Raw genomic sequence first — 19,744 nt, 5'->3', positions numbered from 1 at the left:
CGACACGTCGCGGCCACCATGACCACCACGACCGCGCGGCAGCCGCGCGCATACACTCGCGACACGTCACGGTCACCATGACCACCACGACCGCGCGGCAGCCGCGCGCATACATACGTCACGGCAACCATGACCGCGCTGCACTGCGCATGCGCAGGCATTCGCGACGCGTCGCGGCCGCCTGTCACCACGACACAACCGCGCTGCACTGCGCTCGCGACGCGTCGCGGCCGCCTGTCACCACGATACAACCGCGCTGCACTGCGCTCGCGACGCGTCGCGGCCACCACCACCGCGCCATCGCAGGCGTTCGCGACGCGTCGCGGCCGCCTGCCACCCACGACACACAACCGCGCTGCACTGCGCATGCGCTCACGACGTGCCGCCGCCGCCATGGCCTCCACCGCGCTGCAGCCGCGTGCATGCATTCGCGACGGGACGCGGCCACAAAGCCACCGCGACCGCGCTGCAGCCGCATGCGCTCGCTCGCACGCGTCGCTGCGCACCGTGCTGCTCCAGCGGTGTCCGTCCGTCGACGCAGCCGACGCGGCGGGTTCGAGTGAAATCAGTGGCAACTCGCGAGCCTGTGGGTGGCGGCGAACGGGGGTGGGGCCGCCGGGATTCTGTAGTAGCGTGCCGGCCACCATGCCGCGGCGTCTCTGGATTTACGTGGTCTTCTTGCTGTCGGGGTTCGCCGCCCTGCTCTACCAGATCGTCTGGCAGCGGGCGCTCTATGCCATCTACGGCATCAACATCGAGAGCGTGACGATGATCGTCACCGCGTTCATGCTCGGGCTCGGCGTCGGATCGCTCGCCGGCGGCGTCGTGTCGAAGGACCCGAAGCGGCCCGTGCTGCTCTACTTCTCGCTCGTCGAGGCCGGCATCGGCCTCTTCGGGCTCGCGTCGCTGCAGGTGTTTCACGCGGTCGGCAACGTCACGCTCGGCATGAGCGCGCTGCCGACGTTCTTCGTCACGTTCCTCCTCGTCCTCGTCCCGACGATGCTGATGGGCTCCACCCTGCCGCTCCTCGTCGCGCACCTCGTCCGCGAGAACAAGAACGTCGGCAAGAGCGTCGGCACGCTCTACTTCGTGAACACCCTCGGCTCCGCGTTCGCGTCCGCCGCGAGCGTGCTCTTCATCCTCGGGCGCGCCGGGCAGTCCGGCTCCGTGCGCGTCGCCGCGCTCTTGAACGTCACCGTCAGCCTCCTCGCCTACGTCGCCCACCGTCGCGCGCAGCGCCCCGCCGAGATCGCGGCCACGCTCGCCGCCGCGACGAAGGCGCCGCTCGACGACGAGAAGGAGAAGCAGGACGAGAAGGAGAAGCAAGACGAGAAGGAGAACGGCGCCGACCCGCAGCCCGCGCCGGCGGAAGAGCCGGCAACGGAAATGGAGTCGGTCTGATGGGCTTCGTCGTCGCTCTCGTCGTCGCCGGCGCGGCCGGCTTCATCGCGCTCTCCTACGAGATCATCTGGTACCGCGTCATCTCGTACGCGAGCTGGGGTCTGCCCGGCGCGTTCGGCCTCCTCCTCGCCGCGTACCTCCTCGGCCTCGCGATCGGCTCGCGCGTCGCGGGACGCTTCTGCACCGACGACAAGGCCGGCAACGCGAAGGTCCTCCGCTCGCTCGCCGCGTTCACCTTCTTCGCGAACGTCGTCGCGTGGCTCGTCGTCCCCGTCTTCGGCTGGGTCTCCAAGCTCTGGGACTGGCCGCCCGCGCTCGCGGCCGTCATCGTCGCCGCCGGCCTCCTCGGCGCGATCCTCCCGCTCGTCGCGCACTTCGGGATCAAGCCCGACGATCGCGCCGGCGTGAACCTCAGCTACGTGTACCTTGCAAACATCATCGGATCGTCCGCCGGCTCGCTCATCACCGGCTTCGTCTTCTTCGACGCGTTCACGCTCCAGACCACGAGCATGATCGTCGCCTGCCTCGGCATGGTCCTCGTCGCGGCGCTGGTGCTGCTCTCCGATCTCGGCGGCAGCGGTCGATCGAGCGGCGTCGTCGCCACCCTGGTCGCGGGCGTCCTCTTCGTGAAGCTCACGCCCGTCGCGTACGACCGCATCTGGGAGCGGCTCCAGTGGAAGACCACCCTCGAGGAGGACACGCGCTTCCTCGACGTGGTGGAGACGAAGAGCGGCGTCGTCGCGGTGACGAAGGAGAAGATGGTCTTCGGCGGCGGCGCGTACGACGGCAAGGTCAGCACCTCGCTCCGCTGGGACTCGAACGGCATCTTCCGCGCGTACGGCGTCGGCGCGATGCACCCCGCTCCGAAGAACGTCCTCATGATCGGCCTCGCCACCGGCGCGTGGGCGCAGGTCGTCTCCCAGATCCCCGGCGTCGAGAAGCTCACCGTCGTCGAGATCAACCCGGGTTACCTCCAGCTCATCGGCAAGTACGACGAGGTGAAGAGCCTCCTGACGAACCCGAAGGTCGAGATCGTCATCGACGACGGCCGCCGCTGGCTGAACCGCCACCCCGAGAGTCGGTTCGACGTGGTGGTCATGAACACGACCTGGAACTGGCGCGCGCACAGCACCAACCTGCTCTCGGTCGAGTTCCTCGAGCTCGCGCGCTCGCGCCTCGCGCCCGGCGGCATCCTCTACTTCAACTCGACGTCGTCGGACGACGTGCAGTTCACCGCCGCCACCGTCTTCCCGCACGCGCTCCGCGTCTGGAACTTCGTCGCGGTGAGCGACAGCCCGTTCAGCTGGGACAAGCAGCGTTGGAAGAACCTCGTCGAGACGATGAAGCTCGACGGCGAGCCCGTCGTCGACGTCAACGATCCCGACAACGCGCAGTTCTTCGCCGACACCTACGCGTACCCCGACACCGTGAACGGCCCCTACGACCGCGAAGGCCTCGAGTCACGCGACAACATCCTGAAGCGCACCACCGCCGAAGGCGCCAAGCTCATCACCGACGACAACATGGTCCCGGAGTGGCGCAAGGTCCTCCGCTTCCAGGATCCGACGCACTAACCGCCGCGGCGGGCGAGCTCGGCCTCGAGCTCCGCGACGCGCGCGAGCGCGGCGTCCTTTTGCGCGAGCGCGGCGTTCTTCTGTGCGACGGCGGCTTCTTCCTCCGTGAGCCAGAAGTCGGTCGCGGCGGCGTCGCTGGTGACGCGGAGCTTTCGGCCGTCGTCGGTGGCGACGACCCACGCGTCGAGCGCGGGAGAACGCGCGGGCCCGGTCCCCGCGTAGATGCGCTCGAAGCTGCTCCCGTTGCGGCGCCAGATCTGGAGGCGATACGGCCCGTCGACCTGCTTCGGTCCGCAGAGCAGCGGGTCGAAGACCCAGAGCTCCTGCGTCCCGCTCGCGGCGTACTTCGCCGGCGCGATCGAGTAGTCCTTGTGCGCGTTCGACTTGCTCACGACCTCGATCGCGAGCAGCGGCGGCTCGTGGCCCGGGAGCCAGGTGAAGACGCTCTCGAGCGCGCCCTCCTCCACCGGCGGCGGCGGAAGGAGAACGGCGACGTCGGGATCAACCCCGATGCGCGCGTCCTCCTCGACCCAGCGGATCGGGAGCCGAGTCACGATGCGCGCCCCCCAACGCCGCGCCCAGTACTTCAGGAGCGCCTCCAGCAGCGTAATCGCCTGCGAATGTAGCTCGGTCTCTGGCATCGTCCCCTCGTAGAGCTCCCACCCCACGGCCGGACGTGTGACGGCAAAGACGAGCGTCGCGACTTGTCCGGATTGAGACATCGGCTCGATCATAGCGCGGGCCCACCGCATCGGCCCACGCCCGCGGCGGCTGCGCGGTTACTGGCCGCCGCGGCGCGCTAATCAGCGGCAGCCTTGGATGCGCTGCTCCGTGCTGCCCACCGAGCACAGCGTGACGAGGCCGAGGACGTTTAGTGCCGGCTTGCAGATGTTGTACGTGCCCGTAGCGCCGCACGGGACGTCGATCGCGAAGCCCTCGGTGCAGTCGGTGAGCGAGCACTTGATCCCGTAGTCGAACTGCTTGGTGACTTTGCCATCGCAGTTCCAGTCGTTCGGAGTCGGATGCGAGCTCTGCGGGTCCCACGGCGACGCGACGAAGTCCTGGCCCGGATACACGAGCGGATCGAAGTCGTCGCAGTCGGGGCGTTCGTCGGGTGGCAGCTCGCACGACCGGTTGAGGCTGAGATCGCCATCGCAGTCGCACGCCACCGCGCAGCCGCTGCCGTCGGGGCCGCCGTCGAGACGCACGCTCGCATCATCGCGCACGGCCGCATCGCGCGTGCCGCCTTCGGGATCGACATCGTCGGGCCGCACGCGCCCGCCGTCGCCGGCGTCCGACACGGCGTCCGTCGCGTCGACGCCCCCATCCGTCGCCGCCGCATCGATGTCGTCGATCCGGCCGTCCGGTCCTGCCTCGGGGGCGCCGTCGTCGAAGACGACCTCCGGAAACGAGCACGCCGCAAAAGCGCCAACGGCGGCGCAGGCGACGAGCGCAAACACGACACGACGACGACGCGTTCGCTTCATTTGCAGGTCTGCACGCGTTGTTCCAGAAAGACAACCCCGCACGTCGCAGGCCCTGTTCCCACGCACGTGTAGAAGTCGGTCCGCGTCCCGCACGCAGACTGGACCTTCTCACCGGGAACACCGCTGCACGGCACAAGACCGTTGTTCAAGCCGGAGCAGCTGCCGTGAATTTTGATGGAGCGCTCCACGTTGTTGTCGCAGTTCCAGTCGCCGACGTTCGGCGGCGTCGGCTCCGTGAGAACGAACGTGTTGATGTTCGGATGGACGAGCGGATCGATGTCCACGCAGTCACCGCCGCCGAGCGATCCTGCGCCCGGCTCGTCGAGCTCCGTCGCCGCGTCGCAGCCGATCCTGAGATAGCCGTCGTTGTCGCAGTCGCACTTCCCGTCGCAACCGGCGGCGTCGACGATCGCGGAGGCGTCGTCGCGCTCGATCACGTCGCCGATGACGTTTCCGTCGGGGAGGACGATGGGCACCTCCTCGGCGTCGGTGTTCGCCGCGTCCGCGGTCGGCCCTCCATCGGCCGCGTCGATACCGGATCCCGCCTCGCTCCCACCAGCACTAAAGCTCACGTCCGGGAACGTGCACGCGGCCGCGACCACCGTGAGCGGCACGGCGAAGAGCGCGGCGAACAAGAAGACACGACGGCGCTTCATCAGAACGTGCCTCCCAGGCGGAAGCCGCCGAGGCTGGGGGTGAAGCGGATCGTGGGGGCGGCGGTCTTGTTCGACGAGCCGCTCGTGAGCACGAGGGCGAGGCCGGCGCCGACGCCGACGAGGCCGACGGGGAACAGGATGCTCGTGAGGACACCCATCGTCGGGCCGCGGTCGGCGGCGCTCTCGTTGTCCGGCGTCCGCGGGCATACGTTGTTCTCGCAGTTGTCCGCGATCGTGCTCTTGTCGCTCTGATAGAGCAGGAACGTGACGCCCGACGCGACGAGCGACGCGGCGCCCACGCCCGCGACGACCCAGCCGACCGTGCGGCGCGTGGAGTGATCCTCCTCGACCACGACCGGGGGTGGCGGGGGCGGCACGATCGTGAGTCGGAGCGTGACGCGTGGGTTGTCGCCGGCGCTGAGCGCGACGGTCTGCTCGACCGGCTGCGCGTCCTTGTGCGCCGCGCGAATGACGTAGTTGCCGGGATCGCGCTCGAGCGGGGTGCCGACGAGCGTGCCCGCCACCGGCTCGCCGTTCACGCTGAGCTCGACGCCGCTCTTCTCCGTCGCCGGCGCCTCGCCCTCGGGCGAGCTCACGATCACGTCGACGACGAACGACGCGACCTTCGGCTTGAGACGCGCCGCGGCGTCGTCCGCGTCCTTGTCCCAACCCTCGTACTTCTGATCCGGCGGCGCGGTGATGAGCGCGCGCTTGAGATCGAGCCACGCCCGCCGCGCGGAGGCGAAGTGACCGAGCGTCTCCTCGCACTCGGCGAGGTTGCGGAGCGAGCCGAGACCGGCGGGATAGACCGTCCACGCCTTACGGAAGAGCGGCGCCGCGCTCCCGCAGTCGTTGTTCTCCCGGTGCTCGCGGCCTTTCTGGAAGAGGTCCTTCGCGTCCGACTGGGGATCGGCGTACGCGACCGGAGCTGCAAGGACGAAGACGAGACCGACGGCGCTGCTCAGCAGCCGCTTGAAAGAGAAGGTCACCGTCCGATCATACATCGGTCCGGATAGCTCGGCATTCAGAAGACGTTGGCTTTGTCGACGGACTTGGCCGGCGCGGGCGCGCTCTTCGCCGGCGACGGGGACGTGTGCGGCGCGGGTGTCGGGGACGTCACCGGCGGAGGTGCGGGGGCCGGCGGCTTCGGCGCACCCGTCGCCACCACCGGCCTCACCGCCGCCGGTGACGACGCGGGCGGAGGCGACGGCGACGGCGCGGGCTCCGGCGGCGGGATGTCCTCGAGCGTCGTCGTGGCGGTCGTCACCGTCGCGATCGCGCTCGTCGGCGGGTCGGGTTGCTTCGTGGTCGGCGTCTTGTCGCTCCGGCTCATCGCCACGAGGATCACGGCGCCGATGCCGACGATGCTCATCAGCACCGTGATCGCGATGAAGAGACCGCCGCCGCCGCGACGCCGCGTGATGACGGTGGGGCCGCCGACCGCGACGTTGAGATCGGGCGACGAGCTCCGCATCCCTGCCATCGGATCGCTCGAAGGCGGCGGCGGCGAGAGCTCCGGCTGGCTCGGCGGGGCGGCGGCGAGGTTCGGCGCGCTCTGGCGCGCGACCTCGAGCCGGCGCGCGCTCGGGGTGAGGACGATGCCGAGCGCCTGCTCGAGCTCCTCCGCCGGCACGAGACGCTCGAACGCGTCGGAGAGCTCGAGCGCGGTCGTGAACCGATCCTCGAGCTTCGGCGCGAAGGCGCGCGCGAAGAAGGCCTCGAGCGCGGGAGGGAGATCGGCGCGACGCGCGAGGACCGGCACGACGCGGAACGTGCAGATCGAGAGGAAGATGTCCTCGACCGTCTCGCCCTCGAACGGGATCTTCTTCGTGAGCGCCTCGTAGGCGACGACCGCGAGCGCCCAGAGGTCGCAACGGTAGTCGAGCGTGTCGAGGCCGCGCGCCTGCTCCGGGCTCATGTAGCTCGGCGTGCCGAGCACCATGTCCTTGCTCGTGGCAAACGGTGAACGCGTTCGAAACGGCTTTTTCGTGCGAGCGATGCCGAAGTCGAGCAGCTTCACGAGGAGGCGGCCGTCCTCGTCCTTGCCGAGCCACACGTTGGCGGGCTTGAGGTCGCGGTGGAAGATGTCCTCTTCGTGCGCGAGCGAGAGCGCGCGCGCGACCTGCAGCACGATCGCCGCGACCTCGGGGAGCGCGAGCGCGCCGGCGCGCTTCGTCCTCGCCTCGAGCGACTCGCCCTCGAGCAGCTCCATGACGAGGTACGCGAGGCCGTCCTCCTCGCCGTGATCGCTGACGGAGACGATGTGCCGCGTCTTCCGCGACAGCTTCGCCGCGATCTGCGCCTCGAGCTGGAAGCGGCCCGCCGCCGTCTCCGCCTCCATGTCGTCGGCCGGCTCGACGAGCTTGATCGCGAACTCGCCGCCGAGCGAGTTGTGCGTGGCGAGCCAGACTTCGCCCATCGCCCCCTTTCCAAGGAGGCGAACGAGCTCGTACTTTCCGGCAATGACCTGACCGACGTCGACGTTCACGCGCACGACGAGAGTACAGAACCACGCAGAGTCATGCGAGGAATCCGCCCCGCAGCGCGTGCCGCCGCACGCACCGGCGGCCCCTCTGTCGCATCCCGAGCGACACAGCTTTTCACCTGCGAACGAGAGCGCATGGAGCTAGCGTTGTTGCGTGGGACAAGAGAGCGGGCGGAGGCCCAAATTCGATCCGGACCAGCGCCCTGCAACCGGCGGCGCTGCGGGCGACGAACAGGACGAGCATCGCTCGTTCAACGTCACGGTGGGCGAGGCGATTCGGCGGTCCCGTCAGGAGCACGGCTGGACCCAGGCGCTCCTCGCAGAGAAGGCAGGCTTGTCTCCGAACTACATCGCGCGGCTCGAGCGCGGAGAGCTGGGACCGTCCCTCTTCGTCGCGAACCGCATCTGCGGCGCGCTGACGATCGACCTCGAAGCGCTCGTCACGCCCGTCAGCGGCGCGGGACCGACCGCGACCCGTCGCACGACGACCAAACGCCGCGCGATCGCCGGCTGAGGCTGGCTTGTTCGAGAGGGCTCTGCCCTCTCGAGCTCTCCCGCCGGGGGTTTCTTCGCGCGCGGGGCGCGCTCCGACGCCCCCGGACCCCCCGAGAGAGTCTCGATCGCGGCGTGGGGGTCTCGGTCACGGAACGAGCAGGGGTGAGATGGCGTCGGGGGCGTAGCGTGCGAGCGCGCCCTGGCGCTTTGTGTTGGGGCGAGGCGCGGCCGTGAACTGGCCGCCGGCGCCCCAGAAGGCGCCCGTCGGATCGGCCCAGGCGCCGTGGAGATCGACGAGCGGCTCGCTGCCGAAGTCGGTCTCCCATCCTCTTGTTCCGTCGGACCTCGTCACGAGCCGCAGCTTCAAGCTCCCGCCGCCGACCACGACGACGCCGCCGCGACCGCACGAGACGCCGTTGAGGTCGTTCAGGACGAGCAGCGGATCGATCTCCGCGCGCCTCCACGTCGCGCCGTCCGACACGAGGAGATCGCGCCCGCCCACGGCGTAGACCTCCGTCGCGGAGCAGCCGAACACGGTCGTGAGCCGCCCCGTCGCGACACCCTCCCCCTCGCGTTTCCATGCATTTTGCACGCGATGCCAGATCACGCCGGCCTCGCCGACGACGTAGAGATCCGACGGGCTGGAGCCCCACACCTTGTAGAATGCAACTTTCTGCGCGGGCGGCGCCTCCAGCTTCCACGTCGCTCCGTCCCAGTGCAGCACGACGTCGTTCGCGCCCGTCGCCGACTCCGGCGTCCCTCCCACCGCCCAGACGTCGTTCGGCGCGGCCGCCCACACCCCGAAGAGCGTCGCGTCCGTGCCGGAGGGCACCTCCGTGAACGCAGCCCCGTCCCAGTGCGTAACGCGGCCCTTCTCGCCGACGAGCCACACGTCGCTCGGGCCGGTGCCGTGCACCCACCAGAACGACTCGCTCTTCCCCGGCTTCAGGCGGCGCCACACCGTGCCGTCGAACCGCACGACGAGCGACTCGAAGCCGGCGTTGCCGAGCGGACCGCCGACCGCCCAGACGTCGCGCTCGGAGGAGCCCCACACCGAGAGGAGCGTGCCGTCGAGCTCCGAGAGGACGGTCCTCCACGCGGCGGCCGGCCCCGCCTCGACGTCGGCGCCCGCGTCGGTCGCGGGGCGCGGCGGATCGTCGCCGTCGCAGGCGACGCAGAGGAGCACGAAGGCGAGCGCGCTTCGGTTCATGTCCCGCCCTCCGCTCCCGCGTCCTCGCCGCACGTCTCGCCGAGCACGTAGCCGCTCCGGCAGAGGCACTTGCACGCGACCTCCTTCGCGCCCGGCTCGGCGCAGCGCGGGACGACCGTGATCTTCTTCGACGCCGTCTTCTGCCGCCGATCGGTGAGCACGAGCTCGAGCTCGAAGGGCTGATCGAAGACGTCGCGATCGGCCCACTGGTTGGGGCAGAGCGGCACGTTGGAGTAATCACCGATTTCGTCGGAATCTTCGATGTTCGTCGCGGTCCCGCGTCCGGTGACGCCCCAGCCGTCGTCCTGCCGCCGCAGGTTCACGGTGCGGCCGTCGAGCCGGACCTGCTTCGTCGCCGGATCGCGGAGCGCGCCGATGATCTGCGCCGCACACCCGTCGACGTTGAGGACGCGCACGCCGACGAACGCGACGCGGCCGCCCTGCGGCGGGAAGAGGACCGCGAGGTCGTCGCCGTCGTTCAGCGGCACGTCGGTCCCGTCGGCGCGCAGCGCGCGGAGCTCGAGGATCGGCTCCGCCGCGGGATCGCCGAGGTAGCCGGTAGGGCACACGCTCGCGAGCGGCGCGTCCGCCGCCGCCTCGACCGGCGCGGGCACGGCGGGAGGATCGTCACCCGGGCATCCGCCGAGGACGGTGAGGAGCGGAGCCGTCACGAACGAGAGGCCGAGCGCGGCTCTAGTTGCAGAAGACGTCGCCGGTCTCCTGCTTCGGCCAGTAGTAGACGAAGATGTTGCAGTGCTCGTTCGTCTCGACGATCGGGCCGAACGTGTAGCAGCAGTCCTTGTCCTCGCTCTTGTCCTTGTCGTCGAGCGTCTTGCAGCCGCCGGCCTCCTCCGGCGGCATGCGCCACTGGAAGCCGCAGGTGTAGAACACGCCGCCGCCCGGCTTCACCTCGAGGTCGAGCTCCGGCGAGCGCTTCATCGGCGGATCGTCCCACGTCTCGGAGCGGTAGAAGCGATCGGCGTCGCCCGGCTTCTGGATCGAGACGCCGTCCCAGCTGAACATGTCGAAGATCCGGCCGCGGCCGTGGAAGTGGCCGTTCGCGCCGATGACGTGCACCGGTTGGTTCGGGTTCTTGAACTGGCAGGTGCCGCTGAACTCGGGGGTGGGGTTGCTCTTGCAGACGCGGATCGACTGCTTCGTCGCGAAGAGCGTGCCCATCTGGTGGACGACCTTGTCCGCCGGGATCGTATGGAAGTTCACCGCGACCTCGGCGGCGTCGGGCGTCTTCTGCGAGCCGGCGTTGACGTAGTGGGTCTGGAGCATGATCCACTCGTCGGGCTCGAAGACGTTCGCGACGCCCTCGGGGAAGGTCCAGTCGACCTCGCCGTCCTGCTGCGTGTTCGCGACGAGCGGCCAGTCCGCCCAGTTGGGGCTCTTGAAGCACTCGCCCTGCCCGTTGATGCCGTGGTGGAACGTCCCGGCGTTCGGATCGAGCCCGACGATGCTGCGGACGCGGAACAGGTTCATGTGGTGCGAGCCGTCGCGCTGCACCATCTGGACGCGGTGGAGGTTCACCGGCTGGTTCTCGTCGAGGCCGCCGCTCCGCGCGAGGTCGCGGACCTTGTAGAAGTAGCAGTCCTGCACCTCCTCGCCGGGGCCGACCTGGAAGAGCGGCGTCCGGAACTGGAAGCCCTCGCCCGAGAGCGGCGCGCTCAGGTTGCTCGGCGTGAGCGGCTCGTGGGTCTCGGGATCGCCGGGGCAGCCGACGAGGGTGGCGAGCGCGATCGGCGCAGCGACGAACAACGAAAGCAGACGGTTCATGGAAAGCTCCCCTGACGTGAGCCACGATAGTCGCACTCGCGATCGATGGGAAATCCCGGCGCGCGGCTCGGGTAACATCCGCGTGTGCCGAGACATCTGCGTCTTGCCTTGCTCGCGGGCATCACGCTCGCGATCGCGTGCGGGCACACGCCGTCGGCGACGCCGCGGCCGGCGATCGAGGAGCCGTCGCTCGAGCTTCCGCTCCTGCCGCGCGCGCGGAGGGACTACGCGCGATGCGGCGAGCCGTTCGTCATCGACGCGCACACGCGGATCGGCGGGCCACGCGAGGTCGCGTCGCAGCTCGCGCGCTGGCTCGGCTTGCCGGAGAGCGCCGTCGGCGGGGGCGCGGCCGACATCGACCTCGTATACACCGGCGGCGTCGTCCACGATCCGGCCGAGGGCCCGCTGCCGATCGACGAGCAGAGCTACGTGCTCGAGATCGGCCCCGGCCGAAAGCCGACCGTGTCCGCGCGCGGGCGCGGCGGCCTCTTCTACGGCGCGCAGACGATCGCCCAGCTCGCGGGCGCGCGGAGGATCGGCATGCCGACGCCGCCGCTCGGGCCGGGCGATCGCTGGACCTTGCCGTGCGTCCGGATCGAGGACGAGCCGCGCCACGCGTTCCGCGGGATGCACCTCGACGTCGCGCGCCACTTCTTCGATCGCGCCGTCGTCGAGCGCTACGTCGACATGCTTGCATTCTACAAGCTCAACGTCTTCCACTGGCACCTCACCGACGACCAGGGCTTCCGCCTCGATCTCCCGAGCCACCCCGAGCTCAAGTCCGCCGACGGCGCGTACTCCGCCGCCGACGTGGAGGCCGTCGTCGAGCACGCGCGCGCGCGCGGCGTCACGGTGATCCCCGAGATCGAGATGCCGGGGCACACGCGGTCGGTCCTCGCCGCGCACCCCGAGCTGTCGTGCACCGGCGAGAAGCAGGAGACGCCGCGGACGTGGGGCGTCTTCGACGACGTGCTCTGCGCCGGGAACGAAGGCTCGTACACGCTCGTGGAGGAGATGCTGCGCGACGTCGTCGCGGCCTTCCCGTCGCGTCTCATCCACGTCGGCGGCGACGAGGTCCCGCCCACGCGCTGGGAGGCGTGCCCGAAGTGCCGCGCCGCGATGAAGGCGGCGAACGTCGACGCGATCGGGCTCGAGCACGTCTTCATGCAGCGCGTCTTCGACATGCTCGCCGCGTCGAAGCGGCGGCCGATGGTGTGGGACGAGGCGCTCCCGAACGGTCCGGCGAGGAACCCACCCGTCGTCGTGGCGTGGCAGTCGAAGGAGCGCGGAGAGCTCGCGGTGCAGCGCGGCTTCGACACCGTCTTCGCGCCGTACCAGGCGCTCTACTTCAACTTCCGCCAGTCGGGGCGGCGCGAGCTCGAGCCGGGCCACCTCGGTCACCTCTCCTGGCCGCTCGTGCACGGCTTCGACGTCGAGCCCGCGCCCCACGTGCTCGGCGGCGAGGCCGCGCTCTGGACGGAGTACGTCACGACGCAGGAGGACATCGACACGCTGGTGCTCCCGCGCATGGCGGTGCACGCGGAGACGCTATGGACCGGGAGGCGCCCCGCGCACGAGCTCATCACGCGATCGCGCCTCCAGCGTCCGATGCTCGACGCGTCCGGCGTCCGCTACTTCGTCGAGCCGCCGGGGGGCACGCGCCCGCGGAGCGTGGTCCTCGACGTGCGGAAGGTCGTCCTCGAGACGCCGCTCTTCTATCCGGACGGCGTCGTCCGCTACACGCGTGATGGCTCGATCCCGACGCCCGCCTCGCCGCGCTATCGCGATCCGCTCTCGATCATCGACACGACGACGTTGACGACGGCGCTCTTCCTCCCGAGCGGCCGCGCGAGCAAGCCGGTGCGCGCCCTCTTCGTGAAGGAGACGCCGCGGCCCGCCGTCGCGACGGCGAGCGCGCCGCGCGTTCGCTACTACGAGGGCCGGTTCGCGAAGCTCGCCGAGATCGCGAGCCCGCTCGCCGAGGTCGAGACCGACGGCGTCTCGCTCGAGGCCGCGGCGCGCGCGCTCGGCGGCCGCATGAAGCGCGATCACTTCGCGCTCGTCTTCGACGCGGTGGTGAAGATCGCCGAGACGGGGATCCATCGCTTCGAGATCGTCGGCGACGACGCCGCGCGGATCGAGGTCGACGGCGAGCTCGTCGCGGAGGTCGACACCGACCCGTGGCCGCGCGAGGCCGACGGCGAGATCGCGCTCGCGGCCGGTCTGCACGCCGTGCGCGTCACGTACCTCCAGGGCACGGAGGACCGGAAGCTCGAGATCGTCGTCGCCGGCCCGAGCGGCCGCGCGCCGCTCGAAATCGCCGGGGTCAGGGGCGCTTCGGCTCCGTGATCTCGATGCGGCCGTAGACGTAGGTGATCTCGCGGCTGAAGGTGCCGCGCGCGTCGACGCCGCGGACGCGGAGGTGGCGCGGCGTGCCGTTGCGCGCGACCTCCGGCATCGTGGTGCCGGTCGCGACCTTCGCGAGGAGCATGTCGCCGCGCGTGATGCCGACGCCGCACCCCGCGCCGGTGGACGACGTCGGGTTGGCGCAGCCGACGAAGACGCGGAGGTCCTCGTTCGGCACCGGCACCCACTGCCAGCCGTGCGCCTTGTCGCTCGGGACGTCGGCGGCGGCGCAGCCGATCGCGTCGGAGAGCGCGACCGACGCGACGTGACCGAGCGTCGACGACGGCACCATCCCGAAGCCGGGGGTGCCTTGGAGCTCGAGGTGCACCTCGGCCATGCTCTTCGGGCCGGCGCAGCAGCGGAAGCCCATCGTCGGCGCCTTCTTCGCCGGGTCGCGCGCGATCGCGTTCGCGCAGCGCCCCACCAGCTCGCCGGCGGTGGAGTTGCCGCCGCGGAGCACGCCCTGCGCCGCGTCCTTCGACGCGCGGCCCCACCCGCTCGACGTCCACTCCCACGCGCCGCCGTGCAGCTCGAGGACGCCGAACTTGCTCTTGCACTGCGCGTGCTCGCCGGAGGGGCGGCGCGCGGCCTGCTCGAGCGCGACGCCGGTCCCGCACGGCTCGCGGCGGTACGCGTCGCCGTACTCGTAGGTCGTGTTCTCGGGGCCCTTGCACGCGCGCTCCCACTCGAGCTCGGTGCACAGGCGCTTCTGCTTCTGGACGCAGAGCTGCTCGGCCTCGTCGCGCGACACGTTGGTGGTGGGGATCGCGTTCGGCTCGTTCGGCCAGGGGAGGAGATCGATGTAGAATCCACCCATCTCGACGGCGACGCCGGCCATCTCTTCGTCGGCGATGCGCGGCGCGCGATCGGGGTGCGTGCCCGCGTGGAGCGTGCCGGCGGGGATGAACGCCATGCCGGGCCGCGGCGCGCCGAGGTCGCTGCCGAGCGGCCACGACGCGGTCTTCTCGGGGCGCGGTCCCGCCTCGGTCTCCGCGACGGCGCGGGTCTTCGGCTTGGTCGAGCAAGCGACGCCGCCGATCGCGATCGCGATCGCTATGAGCCGCGCGCGCCGCATCAGTCGCCCTTGTCGTTCGCTTCCCGGAGCCCGAGCTCCTTCATCTTGAGCTGGAGGCCTTTGCGCGAGATCTTGAGGAGGCGCGCGGCGTGGGTGACGTTGTTGTTGGTCTGCTTGAGCGCGCGGCTCACGAGGTCCCGCTCGAGGCGGCTCATCGCGACCTTCACGTGCTCCTTGAGGCCGCCTTCGCCCGAGAGCGACGCGAGATCGACGCCGGCCTCCACCGTCATCGGGAGCGGCGTCGCGCCCGACATCGCGCCGGGGCCGCGGAGCTCGCTCGGGAGGTCTTCGACCCGGAGCTTCGACGCGTCGCAGAAGAGGACCGCGCGCTCCATCACGTTCTCGAGCTCGCGGATGTTGCCCGGCCACGTGTACGCGCTGAGGAGGTCGAGCGCCTCGGGCTCGACGCCGGTGACGTTCTTCTTCAGCCGCTCGTTGAACTTCTTGAGGAAGTGACCGACGAGGAGCGGCGTGTCGCTCGCGCGCTCGCGCAGCGCGGGCAGCCGGATCGACACGACGTTCAGGCGGTAGAAGAGGTCCTCGCGGAACGCGCCCTGCGCGATGAGCTTCTTCAGGTCGCGGTTCGTCGCCGCGACGAGGCGCACGTCGACGCGCATCGTCTTGATCCCGCCGACGCGCTCGAACTCGCTCTCCTGCAGCGCGCGGAGGAGCTTCACCTGCATCTCGACCGGGATCTCGCCGATCTCGTCGAGGAACAGCGTGCCGCCGTTGGCGAGCTCGAAGCGCCCCGGCTTGCTCGTGACCGCGCCGGTGAAGGCGCCGCGCTCGTAGCCGAAGAGCTCGCTCTCGATCAGCTCCTTCGGGATCGCGGCGCAGTTCACCTTGATGAAGGGTTTTCCGCGGCGCGACGAGTGATCGTGGAGCGCGCGCGCGACGAGCTCCTTCCCGGTGCCGCTCTCGCCGGTGATGAGGACGGTGGTGGGCGAGTCCGCGACGCGCTCGAGGACGGCGTAGAGCTCGGTGAGCCCCGCCGACTGGCCGATGATGCCGAACCGCGCCCCCTCCGTCTTCTCGATCTCGGCGGTCGAGTCCGCGCTCGCCGACGTGGCGACCGGGATCGCGGCCGACGGCTCCTCCCCTGCGAGCTCGCGCGTCTTCAGCGCCTTGCCGACGATCGCGCGGACCTCGTCCTTGTCGAACGGCTTCGTGAGGTAGTCGAAGGCCCCGAGCTTCAGCGCCTCGACCGCGGTGTCCACCGTGCCGTGCGCGGTGATCATGACGATCGGGAGCTCGGGCTGCTCCGCGAGCGCCTCGCGCAGGAGCGTCATCCCGTCGATCTTCGGCATGCGGAGGTCGGTGACGACGAGGTCGATGTGATGTTCGCGGAGGAGCGCGAGCCCCTCTTCGCCGTCCTCGGCGAGGAGCACGTCATAGCCGTCGCGCGAGAGCTGAGCGGCCAGGATCTTCCGCAGGTTCGGCTCGTCATCGACGATCAGCACCTGCTTCTTCTCGGGAAGCATCGCCCGCCCAGCCTACCATAGGGTTTTCAACGTCGGGGGCTTTGCCCCCGACACCCCCACCCCGCGACCACGGCCCTCGCGCTGCGCGCTCGGGTTGCTTCGCAACCGCATTCGCGGCCGCGGTCGCGGGGCCCCGGGGCGCGCCCCCGCCGGATCGCCGCAGCGGCTCGCGCGCTTCCGGACGCGCCTCGTCCCGACATCCAGAAGGGGCCCCAGAGCGGCCGCGACAGCGGGCGCGAAGCGCCCGAGCGCGCAGCGCCCCGAGCGCGAAACGCGAGGGCCGTGTCTGGGGTCGCGGGGCCTCGCGGCGCGCCCCCGCCGGATCGCCGCAGCGGCTCGCGCTTCCGGACGCGCTTCGTCCCGACATCCAGAAGGGGCCCCAGAAGCGGCCGCGACAGCGGGCGCGAAGCGCCCCGAGCGCGCAGCGCGAGGGCCGTGTCTGGGGTCGCGGGGCCTCGCGGCGCGCCCCCGCCGGATCGCCGCAGCGGCTCGCGCTTCCGGACGCGCCTCGTCCCGACATCCAGAAGGGGCCCCAGAGCGGCCGCGACAGCGGGCGCGAAGCGCCCCGAGCGCGCAGCGCCCCGAGCGCGCAGCGCGAGGGCCGTGTCTGGGGTCGCGGGGCCTCGCGGCGCGGCGCGCCCCCGCCGGATCGCCGCAGCGGCTCGCGCTTCGTCCCGACATCCAGAAGGGGCCCCAGAAGCGGCCGCGACAGCGGGCGCGAAGCGCCCCGAGCGCGCAGCGCGAGGGCCGTGTCTGGGGTGGGGGTGTCGGGGGCGAAGCCCCCGACGTTGAGTGATATAGACTCCAGCCCCGCTGAGAGCGACACCGACAGAACGCCAGCGCCGGACCGATGACCGAAGAACGCACGAGCGTGAAGAGGGCACGACGCAATCGCTGGATCGAGGCGACGGCGCTCGGGCTCCTTGCGATTTTGCCGCTGGTGCCGTATTTTACGTTTCTTCTTCGGGTGGGCGTGCCGCGGTTCGGGCTCACCGGGGACATCGCGGTCGTCGAGCACGCGACGCGTCATGTGTGGACGGGGGAGACGCTGGTCGGGGCGCCGACGCGGTTCGGCTTCTCTCATCTTGGGCCCTTCTTCTTCTATTTCGCGGCGCCGTTCCAGGCGGCGTTCGGCAACGCCGCGACCGGCGTCTACTTCGCCGCCACCCTCGTCAACGCGGCGGCGGCCGCCGGCATCGCGGCGGGGGCGCGGCTGTTCGCGCGGCGCGCGCACGCGATCGCGGCGCTCTTCGTCGTCCTCGCGTGGTTCGCCGCGTTCGGGAGCGTGGCCGCGAGCCCGTGGCCGCCGCACGTCGTCGTCCTCCCGCTCGCCGCCTTCCTCTTCAACGCGGCGATGGTCGCGCGCGGCAAGAGCGGCGCGGCCTATCCCGCGCTCGTGTTCGGCGTCTTCGCGCTGCAGACGCACGTCGCGACCGCGCTCGTGTTCCTCGTCGTCACCGCCGCCGCCGTCGTCTCCTTCTTCGTCGTCACGCGGAAGGAGACTCGCCCCGACGTGCTCGCGCAGCGCTGGCGCCTCGGGATCGCCGGCTGCATCGGCCTCATCCTCTTCGTCCCCCCCATCGTCGAGACGATCGTCGCCGCCCAGGCCGGCAACATCCAGCGCGCGATCGGCTTCTTCACCGATCGCAGCACGCCGTGGGTGTCGATCGGCGCCGCGACGCAAGAGTGGATGACGATGATGGCGTGGCTGCCCTACCGCGTCGCCCGCCTCTCGCTCCTCAAGGACGACTTCGTGCCGGTGATGGCGAGCACCGACGAGATGTACGTCGGGACCTCGACGTTCCCCGCGCTCATGGCGAGCATCCACGTCGGCGCCGCGGTGACGGCTTCGATGATCGCGGCGAAGCGCAAGGACGCGGCGAGCCTCGGGCTCCTCGGCGTCGGCGCGCTCGCGGACGCGCTCGCGATCCTCTCCCTCACCGCCGTCGCCGGCACGAACGCGCCGTTCATCGTCTTCTGGACGTCGGCGGCGAGCAGCGTCCTGTGGATCGGAATCTTCGCGACCGTCTTCTCCGCGCTCGGCGCCGCGCTCCTCCGCTTCCCGAAGGTCAGCAACGTCGCGGCGACCCCCCTCATCATCGTCGCGCTCGCGGGCGCGGTGACGACCGCGTCGCTCCAGCGGCTCTCGCTCGCGAGGCACCCCGCCGGGCCCGGCTCGCAGCCCCAGCTCCGCCCCGACATCACCGCCGCCTACGGCGCGCTCAAGACGAAGCTCCAGAAGGAGGGGCTCACCCCCGTCGTCCACCTCGACGCGCACGAGGACCTCGCGCTCGGCTTCTTCCTCGAGCTCGAGAAGGACCGCTTCGACGTGCGCACCACCGACAAGGAACGGAGGCGCCTCGGGAGCGCGCGCGCCGACACGAACCTCGTGAAGCCCTTCCACCTCTGGATCGGCAGCGCGGCGACGCCGCATCGCCTCGCGAAGTGCACCGAGCAAGTCGCCAAGAGCGGCGATCTCGTCGTTGTCGGCGGACCAAAGTCAATCGACAATTGCGACGACGCCGCGGCCCCGCCGCCGCCGAGCCCCGAGCCGCCGCCGAAACCCGAGCCCGAGCCCGAGCCGAGCGCCCCCGACGCGGGCGCGCCGGCGAAAGACGCGGGCGCGCGCCGGAAGCACTGACGGCGCTCCGCGCCGGTGCTACGAGCCGGCGCGTGGAAGCGGCAGAGCCGGCGACGTCGAGCAGGCCATCGAACAGGCCGATCTGGATCGGGGCGCTCTCGAGCGTCGTCGCGCTCCTCCTCCTCTTCTGGCGCGTGCGCCTGCGCGATCTCGGGACCGCGATCGCGGGCGCGCACAGCGGCTGGCTCGTCCTCGCGGCCGCGGTGTTCTTCGTGATGTTCCTCGTCCGCGCGTGGCGCTGGTCGCTCATGCTCGGCAAGACGCCGTTCTGGGCGACGTGGCACGCGAACATCATCGGGTACTTCTTCAACATGACGCTCCCGCTCCGCGTCGGCGAGCTCGCGCGCGGCTACGTCATCTCGAAGAGCGGCGGCATCACGCTGACGCGCGCGATGTCGATCGTGATCGCCGAGCGCCTCGTCGACCTCGCCGCGGTGCTGCTCCTCTTCGCCGGCTTCGCGCTGCGGATCCCGATGCGCCCCGCGTTCACGCGCGCGGCCACGATCGGCTCGGCCGCCGTCGTCCTCGCCCTCGTCGCCGCCGTCGTCGTCGTCGTGAAGGGCGCCGCGATCGAGCGCCTGCTCGAGCGGCGGCTCGCGCGCTTCGGCGAGGCGCGCGCGAAGGCCGTCACCTCCAAGCTGACGCAGATCCGCGAGTCGCTCCAGGCGATCGGCGCGCCGCGGATCCTCGCGCCGACCCTCCTCTTGACCGCGGTCGTGTGGCTCCTCACGATCGCGTTCTGCTGGCTCTGCATGAAGGCGTTCCTCCCGGAGGGGACCTTCGAGCAGGCCGGCCTCGTCGTCGTGATCGGCAACCTCGGCGGCGCGCTGCCCTCCGCGCCGGGGGGGCTCGGCATCGTGCAGGGCTTCGCGACGAGCGCGCTCGTCGTGCCGTTCGGGATCGACGAGAGCGTCGCCGTCGCCTTCGTCTTCGTGTGGAGCCTCGGCGCGCAGCTCGCGTTGATCGCGCTCGGCTTCGTGAGCCTCGGCCGAGTTGGCCTGTCATTTCGCGAGATTCGGGCCGGCGCCGCCCGCGGCGGCGATTGACCACG

At 70.8% G+C, this 19,744-nt stretch carries 16 protein-coding genes; 6 read left to right on the top strand and 10 right to left on the bottom strand.

Annotated elements, in window-relative coordinates; genetic code table 11:
- Positions 1-645 precede the first annotated feature (645 nt).
- Entirely contained in the window at positions 646-1,401 is a 756-nt protein-coding gene (locus tag KF837_21145; GenBank protein MBX3229839.1) for a fused MFS/spermidine synthase, read from the top strand.
- Positions 1,401-2,975 carry a fused MFS/spermidine synthase gene (locus KF837_21140; GenBank protein ID MBX3229838.1) on the top strand — a complete coding sequence of 525 codons (1,575 nt, stop codon included), beginning with the start codon at positions 1,401-1,403 and terminating at the stop codon, positions 2,973-2,975. Before KF837_21145 ends, KF837_21140 begins: the two co-directional genes overlap by 1 nt.
- Here KF837_21140 and KF837_21135 read toward each other — a convergent pair.
- The 5 genes from KF837_21135 to KF837_21115 all read right to left on the bottom strand — a co-directional run bounded on the left by KF837_21135 (position 2,972) and on the right by KF837_21115 (position 7,606).
- Positions 2,972-3,697: a Uma2 family endonuclease gene (locus KF837_21135; GenBank protein ID MBX3229837.1), complete on the bottom strand. Its 726-nt coding sequence runs from the start codon at positions 3,695-3,697 to the stop codon at positions 2,972-2,974. The two genes, KF837_21140 and KF837_21135, sit on opposite strands and share 4 nt — an antisense overlap.
- 81 nt (positions 3,698-3,778) lie before the next feature.
- Entirely contained in the window at positions 3,779-4,435 is a 657-nt protein-coding gene (locus KF837_21130) for a hypothetical protein (GenBank protein MBX3229836.1), read from the bottom strand.
- Between the two features lie 23 nt (positions 4,436-4,458).
- A complete protein-coding gene (locus KF837_21125) occupies positions 4,459-5,118 on the bottom strand; it encodes a hypothetical protein (GenBank protein MBX3229835.1) in 660 nt (219 codons plus the stop codon).
- Positions 5,118-6,107, bottom strand: a complete 990-nt coding sequence (locus KF837_21120) for a hypothetical protein (GenBank protein ID MBX3229834.1) — start codon at positions 6,105-6,107, stop codon at positions 5,118-5,120. Before KF837_21120 ends, KF837_21125 begins: the two co-directional genes overlap by 1 nt.
- A 35-nt stretch (positions 6,108-6,142) precedes the next feature.
- Positions 6,143-7,606, bottom strand: coding sequence for a serine/threonine protein kinase (locus tag KF837_21115; protein ID MBX3229833.1), 1,464 nt, complete (start codon positions 7,604-7,606; stop codon positions 6,143-6,145).
- 151 nt (positions 7,607-7,757) lie between these two features.
- On the opposite strand from KF837_21115, the gene KF837_21110 reads away from it, so the two are divergent.
- Positions 7,758-8,117 carry a helix-turn-helix transcriptional regulator gene (locus KF837_21110; protein ID MBX3229832.1) on the top strand — a complete coding sequence of 120 codons (360 nt, stop codon included), beginning with the start codon at positions 7,758-7,760 and terminating at the stop codon, positions 8,115-8,117.
- A gap of 126 nt (positions 8,118-8,243) precedes the next feature.
- On the opposite strand, the gene KF837_21105 is transcribed toward KF837_21110, so the two are convergent.
- Genes KF837_21105 through KF837_21095 form a run of 3 tightly spaced genes read right to left on the bottom strand, consistent with a single transcriptional unit; the run spans position 8,244 to position 10,985 of the window.
- A complete protein-coding gene (locus KF837_21105) occupies positions 8,244-9,308 on the bottom strand; it encodes a hypothetical protein (GenBank protein MBX3229831.1) in 1,065 nt (354 codons plus the stop codon).
- Positions 9,305-9,979 (bottom strand): hypothetical protein, encoded by a 675-nt coding sequence (locus KF837_21100; protein MBX3229830.1) that lies wholly within the window; start codon positions 9,977-9,979, stop codon positions 9,305-9,307. Before KF837_21100 ends, KF837_21105 begins: the two co-directional genes overlap by 4 nt.
- A 22-nt stretch (positions 9,980-10,001) precedes the next feature.
- Entirely contained in the window at positions 10,002-10,985 is a 984-nt protein-coding gene (locus tag KF837_21095; protein MBX3229829.1) for a hypothetical protein, read from the bottom strand.
- 189 nt (positions 10,986-11,174) lie between these two features.
- Here KF837_21095 and KF837_21090 point away from each other — a divergent pair, with 189 nt between their 5' ends.
- Positions 11,175-13,439 carry a family 20 glycosylhydrolase gene (locus KF837_21090; protein MBX3229828.1) on the top strand — a complete coding sequence of 755 codons (2,265 nt, stop codon included), beginning with the start codon at positions 11,175-11,177 and terminating at the stop codon, positions 13,437-13,439.
- On the opposite strand, the gene KF837_21085 is transcribed toward KF837_21090, so the two are convergent.
- Positions 13,417-14,571, bottom strand: coding sequence for an SUMF1/EgtB/PvdO family nonheme iron enzyme (locus tag KF837_21085; GenBank protein MBX3229827.1), 1,155 nt, complete (start codon positions 14,569-14,571; stop codon positions 13,417-13,419). The genes KF837_21090 and KF837_21085 overlap by 23 nt on opposite strands.
- Positions 14,571-16,052, bottom strand: a complete 1,482-nt coding sequence (locus tag KF837_21080; GenBank protein MBX3229826.1) for a sigma-54-dependent Fis family transcriptional regulator — start codon at positions 16,050-16,052, stop codon at positions 14,571-14,573. The genes KF837_21085 and KF837_21080 overlap by 1 nt, the downstream gene beginning before the upstream one ends.
- Positions 16,053-16,923: 871 nt before the next feature.
- Here KF837_21080 and KF837_21075 point away from each other — a divergent pair.
- Together KF837_21075 and KF837_21070 are read left to right on the top strand one after the other, a co-directional pair.
- On the top strand, positions 16,924-18,693 hold the full coding sequence (locus KF837_21075; protein ID MBX3229825.1) for a hypothetical protein: 1,770 nt from the start codon (positions 16,924-16,926) through the stop codon (positions 18,691-18,693).
- A 32-nt stretch (positions 18,694-18,725) separates the two neighbouring features.
- Positions 18,726-19,739 carry a flippase-like domain-containing protein gene (locus KF837_21070; protein MBX3229824.1) on the top strand — a complete coding sequence of 338 codons (1,014 nt, stop codon included), beginning with the start codon at positions 18,726-18,728 and terminating at the stop codon, positions 19,737-19,739.
- The last annotated feature ends 5 nt before the right edge of the window (positions 19,740-19,744 follow it).

The sequence above is a fragment of the Labilithrix sp. genome (assembly GCA_019637155.1).
Taxonomy (GTDB): Bacteria; Myxococcota_A; Polyangia; order Polyangiales; family Polyangiaceae; genus Labilithrix.
The sequence above is the reverse complement of the archived record's forward strand: the minus strand, read 5'-3'. Positions and strand labels throughout refer to the sequence as shown.